Annotated in this window: 11 protein-coding genes; 8 read left to right on the top strand and 3 right to left on the bottom strand. The window is 75.9% G+C overall.

Annotated features, from left to right (window positions below):
* The 7 genes from G3A44_RS22705 to G3A44_RS22675 all read left to right on the top strand — a co-directional run.
* On the top strand, positions 1 to 1,032 hold a 1,032-nt coding region (locus tag G3A44_RS22705), incomplete at its 5' end, for a nuclear transport factor 2 family protein (protein WP_163460035.1).
* A gap of 87 nt (positions 1,033 to 1,119) precedes the next feature.
* On the top strand, positions 1,120 to 5,028 hold the full coding sequence (locus tag G3A44_RS22700) for an ATP-binding protein (RefSeq protein ID WP_163460034.1): 3,909 nt from the start codon (positions 1,120 to 1,122) through the stop codon (positions 5,026 to 5,028).
* 29 nt (positions 5,029 to 5,057) lie between these two features.
* A complete protein-coding gene (locus G3A44_RS22695) occupies positions 5,058 to 6,893 on the top strand; it encodes a solute carrier family 23 protein (RefSeq protein ID WP_163460033.1) in 1,836 nt (611 codons plus the stop codon).
* Positions 6,894 to 7,140: 247 nt separating this feature from the next.
* Positions 7,141 to 8,568: a hypothetical protein gene (locus tag G3A44_RS22690; RefSeq protein WP_163460032.1), complete on the top strand. Its 1,428-nt coding sequence runs from the start codon at positions 7,141 to 7,143 to the stop codon at positions 8,566 to 8,568.
* Complete coding sequence (locus G3A44_RS22685) at positions 8,568 to 9,044, top strand: type 2 periplasmic-binding domain-containing protein (protein WP_163460031.1); 477 nt, start codon at positions 8,568 to 8,570, stop codon at positions 9,042 to 9,044. The genes G3A44_RS22690 and G3A44_RS22685 overlap by 1 nt, the downstream gene beginning before the upstream one ends.
* Positions 9,028 to 11,538 (top strand): ATP-binding SpoIIE family protein phosphatase, encoded by a 2,511-nt coding sequence (locus G3A44_RS22680; RefSeq protein WP_163460030.1) that lies wholly within the window; start codon positions 9,028 to 9,030, stop codon positions 11,536 to 11,538. Before G3A44_RS22685 ends, G3A44_RS22680 begins: the two co-directional genes overlap by 17 nt.
* Positions 11,539 to 11,581: 43 nt before the next feature.
* Positions 11,582 to 11,950 (top strand): STAS domain-containing protein, encoded by a 369-nt coding sequence (locus G3A44_RS22675; RefSeq protein ID WP_163460029.1) that lies wholly within the window; start codon positions 11,582 to 11,584, stop codon positions 11,948 to 11,950.
* A gap of 28 nt (positions 11,951 to 11,978) precedes the next feature.
* Here G3A44_RS22675 and G3A44_RS22670 read toward each other — a convergent pair whose 3' ends face one another.
* Positions 11,979 to 12,230 (bottom strand): DUF1653 domain-containing protein, encoded by a 252-nt coding sequence (locus G3A44_RS22670; protein WP_163460028.1) that lies wholly within the window; start codon positions 12,228 to 12,230, stop codon positions 11,979 to 11,981.
* Positions 12,231 to 12,303: 73 nt separating this feature from the next.
* On the opposite strand from G3A44_RS22670, the gene G3A44_RS22665 reads away from it, so the two are divergent.
* Entirely contained in the window at positions 12,304 to 13,005 is a 702-nt protein-coding gene (locus tag G3A44_RS22665) for a YitT family protein (RefSeq protein WP_163460027.1), read from the top strand.
* 30 nt (positions 13,006 to 13,035) lie between these two features.
* Here G3A44_RS22665 and G3A44_RS22660 read toward each other — a convergent pair whose 3' ends face one another.
* Complete coding sequence (locus G3A44_RS22660) at positions 13,036 to 13,449, bottom strand: OsmC family protein (RefSeq protein ID WP_163460026.1); 414 nt, start codon at positions 13,447 to 13,449, stop codon at positions 13,036 to 13,038.
* An 88-nt stretch (positions 13,450 to 13,537) separates the two neighbouring features.
* On the bottom strand, positions 13,538 to 14,402 hold an 865-nt coding region (locus G3A44_RS22655; RefSeq protein ID WP_163460025.1), incomplete at its 5' end, for a serine/threonine-protein kinase.

Raw genomic sequence — 14,402 nt, 5'->3', positions numbered from 1 at the left:
CCCGAGGATGTGGAGCAGCAGTTCTATGAAGCCCTTCAGGAAGGCGACCTGGACAAGCTGATGGCCGTGTGGGCCGAGGACGACGAGATCGTCTGCGTGCACCCGGGCGGCGTGCGCCTGGTGGGCCAGGCCGCCGCGCAGGGCCAGCTCAGTGCCGGTGAGCAGGTGGCGCTGCAGACCGTCTCGCTCTCCCTGGAACGCCACCGGCGCCGGCTGCAGGCCCAGGTGTGGACGCAGTACCTGGCCAAGGTGTGCGGCCTGGTGGGGGCGCTGGAGCAGATCGTGGCCACCGACCGGGGCCGCGCCAGCGAACTGGCCCAGGCCCGCAAGCAGGCCCTGCAGGTGCGGCTGGCCGCCACGCAGGCCCGGCATGAGCTGGCCCTGGCCGAGACCCGGCTGCGCCGCTACGTGGGGCCCGAGCTGCCCGAGCTGCCCCCGCTGGGCGGCCTGTGGGTGCTCACCCCACCGCTGGAGACCCTGGGCACCCTGGCCCGGCAGGCCCCCGAGATCGCCCGGCTCGACGCCGAGGCCCAGGCCGCCGACCGTCTCACCGAGGCCACCCGCGCCGGCCAGGGCCCACAGCTGGCCTGGCAGCTGATGGCCCAGCGCAACGCCGCCGGCGACCGCGGCGCGCAGTACCAGGCCGGCCTGCAGCTCAGCCTGCCGCTGTGGGCGCCGCAGCACGATCCGGCCCTGCAGGCCGCGCGGCAACGTGCCGAGGCCGCCCGGCTGCAGCGTGAAGACCAGTGGCAGGCCCTGCGGGCCCGACTGGGCGAGGTCCACCTGCAGGCCGAACATGCCTTCGGTCGCGCCCAGGAGGTGGCCCAGGTGCTACGGGCCAGCGAGCGGGTGCGCGAGGACACCACCCTCCTGTGGCGCCAGCTGGGCCGGCGCAGCCTGTTTGACGTCATCGCCGCCGAGGCCGAGCACTTCAACCTGCGCCTGGCCTATGTGGACGCCCTGCACGACGGCCAGCAGGCGGTCGCCCTGCTGTGGTCGCTTGCCGGTGGGGTCACGCAGCCACTGCGCTGATCCCCTGGGCGGCCGAGGGCGCGGCCGGATTGGCCCATACTCTCGCGCCGCTCCGGCGTCCGGGGCGTGTCCCGCGTCCCGCCACCCGTGTCCCCTCACCTGCACCTGCGCCTGCTGGGCGGCTTCACCCTGGAGGTGGGCGGCCAGCCTGCGCCCGCCCTGCCCTACGAGAAAGCCCGCGCCCTGGTGGCCTGGCTGGCCCTGCACCCCGGGCCCCAGCCGCGCGACAGCCTGGCCGATCTGCTCTGGCCCGAAGCCGCCGGCGAACAGGCCCGCACCAACCTGCGCCGGGCCCTGTTTGACTTGCGCCGCGTCTGGAACGGCCTGCCCGGCCTGCCGGCCGACTGGCTGCAGGCCGACCGCCGCCAAGTGGGCCTAGCCCCCGATCTGGGCTGGCAGGTGGACGCCCTGGCGCTGGAAGCCGGCCCCCTGCCCCCCTCCCAGGCCGAGACCCTGGCCCCCACCGAGCGCCACGCCGAGGGGGCAGCGCAGACCGACTGGTCTGCCTGGCAGGACCGCCTGGCCCTGTACCGCGGCCCCCTGCTGCGCGGACTGGACCTGCCCGACACCCCCGCCTTCGACACCTGGCTGCAGGCGCGCCGCCAGGCCCTGCAGCGGCGCCACCTGGAGCTGGCCCGCCGCGTGGCCGAAGGGCTGAGCGCCCGGGGTGCCCACGACCCGGCCGCCGACCTGCTGCGCCAAGCCCTGCAGCACGACCCCTGGGACGAGCCGGCGCAGCGCCAACTCATGGGCCTGCTGGCCCGGCGCAGCGTGGCGGCCGCCCGCGCCCACTATGAGGCCTTCCGCCAGCAGCTGGTCCAGGCGCTGGGCGTGCAGCCCGACGCGCAGACCCAGGCCCTGGCCGCCGGCTGGGGTGAGGGACAGACACCACCACAAGCCGCCCAGGCCGGGCGCCGGCGGGTGCAGGTGCTGGCCGCCAGCCTCAGCCCCCGACCCGAGGCCGACCCCGAAACCGCCGAGGCGCAGGTGCGCATCCTGCTTGCCGAGGCGGCCCAGTCCCTGGCGGGCGGCCCGGCCCTGGTGCGCCGCGCCGACCAGGGCGAACTGCTGCTCTACATCGGCCACGCACAGAGCACTGAACAGGCGCCCCGCCTGGCCCTGACCACGGCCCGCCAGCTGCTGGCCCGCTGGCAGGACCATCCGCAGGTGCGCGCCGGCCTGGGCCTGCACGCCGGGTGGACGGTCATCGACCCGCAGGATCCCCAGCCCGACGCCAGCGGCGCCCTGGCCCGCCCGGCCCGTCAGCTGGCCCTGGGCGCCCCCGACGGCGCCCTCTGGCTGAGCGACGACATGGCCGAGCTGGCCCGGCGCCTGGACGACGCCACCGGCCGGCCGGTGCGCCTGGGCCCCGGTCAGCACGCCTGGCAGCCCCAGCCCGTCCTCCCCCATCCCCAGGCCCCCGCCCACACCCTGGACGACCTGCCCCTGGCCGGGCGCCAGACCGAACTGGCCTTGCTGCAGCAGGCCTGGGCGCAAACCCGGGCCGGCGGCTTTTGCGCCCGGTGGCTGCAAGCCGAGCCCGGGCTGGGCAAGTCACGCCTGCTGCGTGCCCTGGCCGCACCGCTGGCGGCAAATGCCACGCCCGCCGACCCCGCCCCCGCCGCGGTGTGCCGCTGGCTGCGCTGCCAGCCCGAGTTCAGCCACAGCCCCTTCCACCCGGTGCTGGCCTGGCTGACCGAAGGCCCGCTGCAGGCCGATGGCCGCGACGCCGGCCAGCGCCAGCGCCTGGCCCTCCGCCACCTGGCCCCCGCCCGGCTGGACACCCCGGCCCACGAGGCCACCCTCTCGCGCCTGCTGGGCGCGGTGCTGTCGCAAAACCCGCCCCTGCCCGCCGAACGCCGCCGGCAGGACGAGGCGCTGCTGGGGGCCCTGCTCACCCACCGCCCGGCCGGCGCCCCGCTGCTGCTGGTGGTCGAAGACCTGCACTGGGCCGACGCCTCCACCCTGGACCTGCTGGCGCGGCTGTGCGAGCACGCCCCGCCGGGCCTGATGCTGGCCGCCAGCTGCCGCCCACCCGGCCTGCCCGCCGGCACCGCCCTGACCCGGGCACTGGGCGAGCCCCTCGTGCTGCGCCCGCTGGACCTGGCGGCCATGCGCCAGCTCGCCCACGACCTGGGCCTGGACGAGGCGGCAGCCCGTGACGTGGTGCGCCGCGCCGACGGCGTGCCCCTGTTCGCCGAGGAGTTGGCCCGCGGCTGGCGTCAAGGCGCCACCCCTGCCGCCCCGGCGCCCCCCGGGGCCGCCCGGGACCCTGTGCCCGGCACGCTCTGGGACCTGCTGGCCGAGCGACTGGACGCCCTGCCCGCGCCGGCGCGCCGCCTGGCCCAGGCCGCCGCGGTGATGGGACGCGACTTCGACGCCCCACTGCTGGGCCATGTGCTGGACCTGCCGCCCACCGCGCTGCGGGCCGGGCTGCGGACCCTGGCACAGGCCGGCCTGCTGCTGCATGAGGACCTGGAGGCCAACCGCTTCCGCCATGCGCTGATGCGGGACGTGGCCTACCTCTCGCTGGGCGGGGCCGAGCGCCGGGCCCTGCACGCCCAGGTCGGCCGCGCTCTGCGCGGCCCCTGGGCGGCCCGGGTGGCCGAGCTGCCGGAGCTGCTGGCCCACCACCTGACCGAGGCCGGCGACCCCCAGGCCGCCACCTGGTGGCTGGCCGCCGGCCGCCGCGCGGTGGCCCAGTGCAGCCTGAGCGAGGCCCTGCACCACCTGCAGGCCGGTGACCTGGCCCTGGCCGGCCTGGACGCCCGTGACCCGCTGCGCCGGCGGCTGGAGGCCCCGCTGCTGCAGGTGCTCGGCCAGACCCTGCAGGCCGTGCAGGGCTACGGTTCGGGCGCGGCCAAGACCTGCTTTCGCCGGCTGCGGGCCCTGGCGCAGGACGAGGCGGGCACCGCCCCGGGCACCGAGTTCTCGGCCCTGTGGGGCCTGTGGCTGGGCGGCCGCGGCCATGACGACGACACCCCGGCCCTGCAGGTGGCCAGCCTGCTGACCCAGGCCGCCGCCCGCAGCCAGGACCCGGTGGAGACGGTGCAGGCCCAGTACGCCCTGGGCAACAACCTGCTCTTCCTGGGCCGCCTGGGCGAGGCCGGCCCCTGCCTGCAGGCGGCCACCGAGCGGGCCGCCACCCTGCCGCCGGCCCGCCTGGTGGCCCGGGTGGGCGAGGACAGCGGCCTGTGCGCCCAAGCCATGCAGGGCTGGCGCCTGGCGCTGCAGGGCCAGGTGCACCAGGCCCTGGCCTTGAGCCAGCAGAACCTGGAGAGCGCCGCCTGCCTGGGCCATGCGCCCACCCAGGGCTATGCCCTGACCTTTGCGGCCGTGCTGCACCGCCACCTGCTGCAGCCCGAGCAGACCCTGGCCCTGTGCGGTCAGGTCCAGGCCCTGGCCGATGAACACGGCCTGGCGCTGTGGGCCGCCTCGGCGGCGGCAGTGGGCGGCTGGGCCCAGGTGGCCCTGGGCGATGCCGAAGGCCTGGGGCCGCTTCGCGCCGGCGTGGCCGCGGCCCAGCAGGCCATGCCCAGCGTCGAATCCACCTTCCTGCACTTCCTGGCCGACGCGCTGCTGCGCCTGCAGCAGTGGGACGAGGCCCTGGCCTGCGTGGACGAGGGCCTGGCCAAGGGCCGCGCGCGCCACGAGGAGTACCTGTTCGCCGAGTTCCTGCGCCTGCGCGCCCTGGCCCTGGTGCGGGGCCAGCCGCTGGCCACCCAACGCCAGGCCTGGACGGCGCTGGAGCAGGCGGCCCACACCGCCCAGACGCAGGGCGCGCACTGGTTGGGCCTGCGCGTGGCGCTGGCCCAGGCCCAGGGCTGGCAGGACCAGCAGCGGCCGGACCTGGCCACCCTCTGCCTGGGCCAGGCCCTGGCCCCGGTGGCCGCCCCGGCCCACCTGCCCGACATGGCGGCCGCCCAGGCCCTGCTGCGCCGGCTGCGGGCACGCCGCCCCGCAGCCCGCGCCGGCACCGCCAACGCCCGGACCTGACGCCGCCCCACGACCTGGCGGCCCACACCATGCCCTCCCCCGCCTCCCCCGACACCTCCGCCCGCGCCCCGGCGACTGACGCCCAGACGGCGCCGGTGCCCACCTCACGCTGGCCGCGGCTGCCGCCCTCGCCGCCGCGCCGACGGCCCTTCGACCTGATCTACGCCGCCGACGAGCGCCCGCCCGCCGGCGCCCTGGCCCTGCTGGCCGGGCAGCATGCAGCCACGGTGCTGGCCTTCGTGGCCTATGTGCTGGCCGCCGCCGCGCTGGCCGGCCTCAGCGGCGAGCAGACCCGCTCCATCGTCGCCCTCACCCTGCTGGCCATGGCGCTGATCACCGCCCTGCAGGCCTGGGGCGGGCGCTGGGGCAGCGGCAGCCTCCTGGTGTTCCAGCCCGACCCCATGATGATCACCGTGGCCGGCACCGCCATCGCCGCCCACGGGCCGGGGGCCCTGGTGGAGGTCACGGTCATCGTGGCGGCGGTCACCCTGGTGGCCGGCCCCCTGGTGGGCCGGTTGCGCCCGCTGTTTCCGCCGCCGGTGGTGGGCACGGTGGTGTGCATGGCGGGTCTGGGCCTGATCCAACCGGCCGTCGGCGCCGCCCTGGGCCTGGACGCCCAGGGCCGTCCGCAGGGCAGCAGCGCCCTCATCGCCGCCACCACCCTGGTGGCCATCGTGGCCTGCTCGGTCTGGGGCGGACGGCGGCTCAAGCTGCTGGGCCTGCTGGCGGGCATCGGCGCGGGCCTGCTCATTGCCGCGCTCTCCGGGCAGCTCGACGCCACGGCCCCGGCCGGCCCCACCCCGCTGCTGGCCCTGCCCCGGCCGCTGACGCCCAGCTGGACGCTGGAGCCCTCGCTGGTGGCCGCCATCGTGCTCATCACCGTGCTCAACCAGCTCGACAACATCGGCTGCCTGACCCTGATGGAGCGCAGCGACAACGCCGACTGGCGCCGTGCCGACCTGGGGGCCGTGGGCCGTGGCATCCGCGCCAACGGCCTGGGCGACCTGCTGGCCGGGCTGGCCGGCAGCTTTCCCACCGCCCCCTGTTCGGCCAACATCGCCCTGGCCCACGCCACCCGCTCCACATCACGCCACATCGGCCTGGCCACCGCCGCGCTGCTGGCGGTGGTGGCCCTGAGCCCGCAGCTCACCCTGGCGCTCACCCGCATACCGGCGGCGGTGCTGGGGGCGGTGGAGCTGTATGCCGCGGCCTACCTGCTGGTCACCGGGATCGAGATGATCGCCTCGCGGGCGCTGGACAGCCGCGGCATCTTCATGGTGGGCCTCTCGCTCTGCGCCGGGCTGGCCACCATGCTCATGCCCGGCCTGGCCCAGCAGGCCCCCGAGGCGTGGCGGGTGCTGGCGGCCGACGGTTTTGTGGTGGCCGGCCTGTCGGTGGTGGGGCTCAACGCCCTGTTCCTGCTGGGCACCCACCGCCAGGCGGTGCAGCCCATAGACCCGGCCGCCGGGCCCTGGCATGCGCAGCTCACCCACTTTGTGGAACGCCAGGGCGCCAGCTGGGGGGCTCGCGGCGAGGTGGTGCGCCAGGCCGCCATGGCGGTGCTGGAGGCCGCCGAGGCGGTGGCCGGCGCCGGCCGCGGTGCGCCACTGGCCCTGCGCGGCCGGTTCGACGAGTTCAACCTGGACCTGGAGCTGGTGCACGCCGGCGAGCCCATGAGCCTGCAGGCCCCCGGGGCCGACGGCCCGGACCTGAACCCCGAGGCCCTGTGGGATGCCGACGGGGCAGCGCTGGACGCCGCCCTGGCCCGGGTCTCCAGCACCCTGGTCCACCACCTGGCCGACCGGGTGGAGGCCGGGCGCGACGCCCAGGGCCAGGCGGTGCTGCGCCTGCACTTCGCCCACTGAGGCCGCGGCGGGGCGGCCCATTCAACGCTGGTTCAACGGGGGCCCGGCACCATCGCAGACCTCGGGGCGCCGGTCCGCCGGCCACCAGCCGGACCACGGGCCGCGCCCCGTATCACGCCCGCCCCCCGCCCCTTCCGGAAGCCAGCCCTTGCCGCGCGACCCGTCTCCTCCCTCCGGCCCGACGGGCCACCGCCCTGCGGCGACCTGGCGGCGCCACGGTGCCGCGCGCGCCCGCCCCCTGCTCACCTTGGCCGCGCTCACCCTGGGCGGCACGGCCCTGCTGGCCCTGGCCGCCAGCCTGATCGCCACCCCGGCCCGGGCCCAGGCCCGGCCGACAGCCACCAGCCCCATGGCGGCAACCACGGCCGTCGAGACCGACAGCGCCACCACCGGGACCGACCGCGACGACGGCGAGGACCGCAGCCCCTGGCGCCAGTGGCAGTGGTCCGGCTTTGCCACCCTGGCCGCCAACCACCACGACAGCCGCACGCAGGGGGTGATCAGCGCCTTCTCGCAGCGCCGGCCGGCCGAGCAGGGCTTCTCGGCCCACCTGGACACGGTGGGCGGTGTGCAGGGCGTGTGGCAACCGGTGACCGGCAGCAGCCTGCACCTGCAGGCGGTGGCCCGGGCGGCCGACGACTTCCAGCCCGCCTGGCGCATGGCCTTCTTGCGCCAGCAGCTGCCCCAGGGGGTGAGCCTGCGCCTGGGCCGGCTGCGCAGCCCGATGTTCTTCGACTCCGACATCACCGAGATCGGCTACGCCAACCTCACGGTGCGCCCGGCGGTGGCCCTCTACGGCAGCGTGGGCAGCGTGGCCGGCCTGGACGGCGGTGACCTGCAGTGGCACCACGAGCTGGCCGGCGCCACCTTGCTGGTGCAGGCCTGGGCCGGCCGCTACGACTACCGCCACCGCTTCTACAACCTGGACCCGGTGGACGTGGCACAGGCGCGGCTGTCGGGCATCCGCGGCCTGTCGGCCAGCCTGAACTGGCCCTGGCTCACGGTGCGGGCCTCGCACACGCGGGTCAGCCGCATGACCCTGCGCTCGCCCGTCACCGGCGCGCTGGATGCAGCCCTGGGCCAGCTGGCCGGCGGCCTGCGGCAGCTGGCCGCCGACCCCCGGCTGCCCGCCGGCACCGCCGCCGCCCTGGCCGCGCAGGCCCGGGGCGTGGACGGGCTGCAGCAGGTCTACGACAGCCAGCCGCGCTACACCAGCCTGGGCCTGGACGCCAGCCACGGCCGCTGGCGGCTGCTGGGCGAGTGGATGCGGCTGGACACCCGCTCGGCCATGGACGGCGCCTACCAGGGCGGTCAGCTCACCCTGGGCTACAGCCGCGGCACCCTCACCCCCTACCTGGGGGCCGCACGCCTGCACCGCAGCAGCGCCGACCTGGACCTGGGTGCCCTGCAGGCCACCGGCCTGGACCCCACGCTGGACGCCGGCCTGACCCACACGCAGGCCGGCCTGGCCCTGGCCCGCGGTTATGCCGACATCGCCACCCGCTCGGCCACCCTGGGCCTGCGCTGGGACGGCGGAGACACCTGGGCGCTCAAGCTGCAGGCCGACCGCCTGCGCGCCGACCAGGCCAGCGGCGCCGGCGTGCTGGCCCTGCGCGGCCTGCCCCAGGGCCAGCCGGTGCGGCTGATCACCCTGGCCCTGGACATGGTGTTCTGATGCGCCCCCTCCTGACCGACGCCACCTGCCACCGCAGAGCCGCCCTGCTGGGCCTGCTGGTGGCGGGCCTGGGCACCGCCCTGCCCCCCGCCACCGCGCGGGCCGAGGAGCCCAACCCCGTGGTCATCGCCCACCGCGGCGTGCCGGTGCAGCAGCTCGACGGCGACGGCGTGACCCGCCTGTTCCTCAAGCAGTCGACCCAATGGCCCGACGGCCGCCCGGCCGAACCGGTGGACCTGCGCGAGGGCCACGCCCTGCGTGCGGCCTTCTACGCCCGCGTGGCGGGGCGCACGCCGGCCCAGGTGCGCGCCTACTGGGCGCGCCAGAGCTTCACCGGCATGGCCCTGCCCCCGCGCCAGCTGACCACCCCCGAGGAGGTGGAGCGCTACGTGGCCAGCACCCCCGGGGCGGTGGGCTACGTGGCACGCCGTCCGGTCAGTCCCCAGGTCAAGGTCATTCATGACAGCGCCGAGTGAAGCCGTCCCGGCCGAGGAGGGTGGCGGCCCGGCCCGTGCCGGGGCCCGGCGCCTGCTGGCCCCCACCATCTGGCTGTCAGACCGGCTGAGCTTCCGCGCCAAGTACCTGCTCATCGGCAGCCTGGTGGGCCTGGCCCTGCTGGCCCTGGGCTGGCCGCTGTGGCGCGACGCCCGGGCCCAGCAGCAGCTGGTGCAGAAGGAGCGCGAGGGCCTGCAGCGCTTCGGGCAGCAGGCCCGTGTGCTGCGCCAGGTGGTGGACTGGCGCAGCGAAGCGGCCCGCGCCGGCCGCACCGCCGCCGCCACGCCCGGCGCCGCCCCGGCCCCGGCCACCGTGGCCCCGCCCTCTGCCGCGGCGCTGGCCGCCACCCTGGCGCCCCTGCTCCAGGGCCTGCCGGCCGATGCCCCGGCGGCCCAGGCCCTGGCCCACCAGGCCGGCGGCTTGCAGGGGCTGCGCGAGGGTGACGACGCACAGCGCCGCTTTGCCGCGGCCACCGGCGTCATCAACGCCCTGCTGGCCCTGATGCGCGAGCAGGCCACCGTCCACCGGCTCTACACCGACCCGCAGCTCGACAGCGGCCTGGACCTGCTGACCCAGCGCCTGCCCCTGGTGATGGAGACCCTGGCCAAGCAGCAGGACGTGATGCTGCTGGCGCGCAGCGACATGGCCTCCTACGTGCTGGGGGCGCAGGTGGTGCTCAGCGAATCCTCGCAAGCGCTGCGCGCCGGCCTGCAAGCCCTGCAGCGTGAGCTGCCCGCCGCCCAGGCCCTGCAGCCGGCGCTGGAGGCGCTGCTGGCCGGCATCGCCCGCCAGCAGGACGCGGCCGACCGCGGGCTGGACACCCCTGACGCCCTGAGCGGGCTGGGCGCGCTGGTGGTGCAGAACCTGCAGCACAGCGAACGGCTGCAGCAGGACCTGGCCGCCCTGGCCGACGGGCACTTGGCCCGGCGCCAGACCGAACTGGCGCGCAGCCTGTGGGTGGTCGCCCTCCTGCTGGTGGGCGTGCTGGGCACGCTGGCCTACCTGTTCTCGGGCATCTACCTGGGCACCCTGCGCTCGCTGGACCGCCTGACCCGCGGCACACGGGCCTTCTGCGCCGGCCAGCTGCAAACCCGGGTGCGGCTGGACACCCACGACGAGCTGGTGCGCGTCGCACGGGACTTCAACACCGTGGCCGACGAGGTGGGCCGCCTGCTGGAGGTGATCCGCGAGCAGAACGAGTCGCGCCAGCGGGAGCTGGAACACCTGGTGGCCCGGCGCACCGCCGAGCTGGCCCAGAGCAACGCCCAGCTGCATGCGGCCAGCCTGCGGGTGCAGGAGGAGCTGAAGCTGGCCCATGACCTGCAGCAGGCCATCCTGCCGCAGCACTTCCCGCGGGGGCTGGATTGGGCGGTGCACGCCTGCATGCACCCGGCCCAGGAGCTGGCGGGCGACTTCTACGACTGCGTGCCCCTGCCCGGCGGCCGCCTGGGCCTGATGGTGGCCGACGTGGCCGGCAAGGGCGTGGGGGCGGCCTTCTTCATGGCGGTGGCCCGTACCCTGCTGCAAGAGGCCGCGGGCGCCGACCTGGCGCCCCACCTGGCCCTGGCCCGGGCCAACGACGCGCTGTGCCAACACAACCCCATGGCCCTGTTCGTCACCGCCTGCTATGCGGTGTACGACCCGGTCAACGGCCAGCTGCACTACGCCAGCGCCGGCCACCCGGCACCGCTGCGCCGGGGCGCCAACGGCCAGGTGCAGGCCCTGCCCTGCGCCAACGACGTGGCCCTGGGCGTGATGCCCGGGCTGGACTACGCCTGCGCCACCACCCCCCTGGCCCCGGGCGACACGCTGCTGCTGTACTCCGACGGCATCACCGAGGCCTTCTCGCCCCGCGGCGAGGCCTGGGGCGAGACGCGGCTGCGGCACTGGCTGGCCGACAGCGGCCACCTGCCCGCACCGCGCCTGGTGCAGGACCTGGTGGACACCGTGGCCCGCTTCGTGGACGGCGCCCCCGCCTCCGACGACCTGACCTGCCTGGTGCTGAGCCGCCAGCCCCTGCCCCCTGCCAGCGCCCCCGCCATGCCCACCGACATCGGACCCCGCACCCTGCTGCTGGACCTGGAGATCGCCAGCCGCGTCGAGGAGATCGCCCGCCTGGCGCAGGCCGTGGACACCGCCCTGGCCGAGCGCAGCGACTTGGCCTTCGCGGTCAACCTCTGCCTGGACGAGCTGATCACCAACACCATCGTCCACGGCCTGGGCGGCCAGCCCGACCGGCGCATCCAGGTGCGCCTGAGCCGCACGCCCCAGTGGCTGGAGATCCTGGTCAAGGACGACGCGCCGCCCTTCGACCCCTTTGCCACCGAGGCCACCCCCGACCTGGACGCCCCGCTGGAGAGCCGCGCCGTGGGCGGCCTGGGCGTGCACCTGGTCAAGACCATGATGGATGAGGTCCGCGCCTACTACGACGGCGGGGGCAACCTCATCGTGCTGCTCAAGACCCTGGACGCCTGAACCCGGCCCCCTTCCTTCCTGAACGCCTGAGAACCGACACGCGATGAGCCTCGAACACAAGATCCTGCAGCACGGCGCCACCCAGCTCCTGGCCCTGTCCGGGCGGGTGGACAGCGCCTCGGCCGCGCAGCTGGAGGGCGCCCTGCAGCCGCTCTTCACCCAGCCCGCCCAGCAGGCGGTGCTGGACCTCAGCGGCCTGGACTACATCTCCAGCGCCGGCCTGCGCGTCATCCTGATGGCCGCCAAGCAGGCCCGCGCCAGCCAGGGGCGCCTGCTGCTGTGCGGCCTGCTGCCGCAGGTGCGCGAGGTGTTCGCGGTCAGCGGCTTCCTCAAGATCCTGAGCGTGGTGCCCACCCTGCACGAGGCGCTGGGCGAGCTCTCCGCGCCCCCGGCGCCGGCCGCGCCGGCCTGAGGCCGGGCCCCGCCCGTGCCGGCCTGCCTTAAGCCGCCGGCGGCCCGACCCAGGTGAACCGGGGCTGCTCGCGCCCGTCCACCACCACCGTCTCGTGGAACATGGCCCAGGGCCGCACCCAGTCGCCCCGCTCGCCGTAGAGCGGGCGGTAGAGCACCAGCGGCTCCAGCGTCTCGCTGTGGCGCACCACGCCCAGCACCTCGTAGTCCAGGCCCTTGTAGTGGCGCCAGCGGCCGGTGCGCACCGGCGGCAGGGGGGAAAGATCGTCTTGTGCAGCCATGGCACCAGCATAGTGCACACCCGCGGCCCGCAGCCGTGACCGTGCCGGGCATGCGGCCTGCTAGGCTCGGGCCATGGACATCACGCACAAGCCTCAACGGGTGGCACCACCGCCCGCCGGGGCGGCGCCGGCCGCGGACACCCCCGCGCCGGTGGCTCCGCCCGCTGCCGCCGCGTCCGCCCGCCTGCACCACAGCTGGCTGGACGACGCCCACGCCCTCATCGCCGGCGCCCTTTTCGTGGCGCTGGGGCTCACCATGTTCGGCCACGCCGGACTGCTCACCGGCGGGGTCGCCGGGGTGGCCTTCCTGCTCAACTACGGCACCGGCACCAGCCTGCCGCTGGGCTTCTTCCTGCTCAACCTGCCCTTCTTCTGGCTGGCCTGGCACCGCCTGGGGCCGGCCTTCACCGTCAAGAGCCTGACCGCGGTGACGCTGGTGTCGGTGTTCACCGCCCTGGCGCCACGGGTGGTGCGCTTTGAGCTGCTCAATCCCTGGGTGGCGGCGGTGCTGGGCGGCCTGCTCATCGGCTTTGGCCTGCTGGCCCTACTGCGCCATCAGGCCAGCGTGGGCGGGGTCAACATCCTGGCGCAGTGGCTGCAGCACAGCCGCGGCTGGCGCGCCGGCCATGTGCAGATGGGCGTGGACTTGGTGGTGGTGCTGGCCGCCCTGGCCATCGTGCCCCCCGAGCGGCTGCTGCAGTCGGTGATCGGGGCGGTGGCCATTGGCGCCTTCCTGGCCCTCAACCACCGGCCGGGCCGCTACCTGGGCGTGTGAGCGTCCGCGGCCACTGCGTCAGCCCACCCGTCAGGCGGCCGCCAGCGCCGGATCCACCGGCTCGGCCGGCACCTCCACGCAGCTGAACTGCACCGCCGCCCCCTGCTGCACCACCTGCTTGACCGCGCACTCGCGCACGGCGGCCAGCACCTCGGCACGGGCCGCGGCCGGGAAGCTTTCGGGAAAGCTCAGCCGCGTCTCGAAGCGCTCCAGGCTCAGGGCGCCGGCCTTGCCGGCGCCAGGGCGGCACTGGATCTGGAGGCCCGCCGCCGACAGGCCCAACTGCGCGCAGGCCTTCTTGGCATAAACCGCGGCGCAACCGGCCAGGGTGGCATAGAAGGCCTCCAGCGGGTTCATGGCCGAGGCGTCCACCGCCAGACGCAGGCGCTTGCTGCGGGTCTGCACATCGATGACCGGGGTGTCGTCCACCAGGACCTTGTACATGGCTGTCCTTTCCGGGGCACAAGGCCCACTTCAACATACCCATTAGGGTATCAGAAGACAGCCGGCGGCGCACCGCACCGGTCTGGGCTCAGAGGCCCAGGTCCCAGCGCTGGGCCCGGCGCTGCTGGGCTTCGGCCAGGGTGAGGTCGCGCCGGGTCAACACCACGCGCGCCCAGGCCGGCCGGCCTGCGGGCGCCGCGGGCAGCCCGTCGGCCTGCAGCCAGCCGTGGTGGGCCAGCACCCAACGCTGGCGCTCCTGCGGGCCGACGCTGCGCCAAAACTGGCTGCACCAGGGCGCCAGGGCTTGCGCCAGGGCGGTTTCGGCCGCGGACAGGTCGGCCACCGCGCCGGGCACGGCCCAGCGCAGCAGCACGCGGCCACCCGGGGCCAGGAGCTGGGCGCTCTGGGCCAAGCGGATCAGGTCGCGGGACTGGGTCGGGTCCCAGGCCCCCAGGTCCACCAGGCGCCAGCGACCGGCGGCCGGGTCCGGCGCCAGCAGCTCGGCCAGGGTGCCCACCCGGTCGGGGCCGCAGGTGGCGGCGGTTTCGGCCGGCGCCAGGTTGAACCAGCCCGGGCGGTAGCCCCCGTCGGGACACTCGGCGGACATGGCGTCGTTGAGGCGGTCGGGCCCGGGCGGCGGCGCCAGCCAAGTGGAGTCCGCCGTGGCGGTGGTGGGCGCCGGTGCGCCCCCCACCTCACCCACCGCCTCACGCACCTGCCACCAGGCCTGCACCTGCGACCAGAAGGCGGCGGGCCGCCGGCCGGCCAGGGCCTGCTGATGCTGCCGGCACGCGGCCTGGGCCTGGGCCGCGAAGGCGGCGCCCTCAGGGCCGTCGGCCAGGGCCTCGGCCACACCGGCGGCAGTGGGGTCGAACCAGAGCCAAGCCTCGGGCTGGGGCCAGGCCGGCAGGGGCGTGCCGGCGCCGGGGCGCTCGGCCAGCACCGCGGCGCCG

It is taken from the genome of Ideonella livida (assembly GCF_010499455.1).
GTDB classification, from domain to species: domain Bacteria; phylum Pseudomonadota; class Gammaproteobacteria; order Burkholderiales; family Burkholderiaceae_C; genus Ideonella; species Ideonella livida.
Note: the sequence above shows the minus strand (reverse complement) of the source record. Positions and strands in the feature narration are given on the sequence as shown.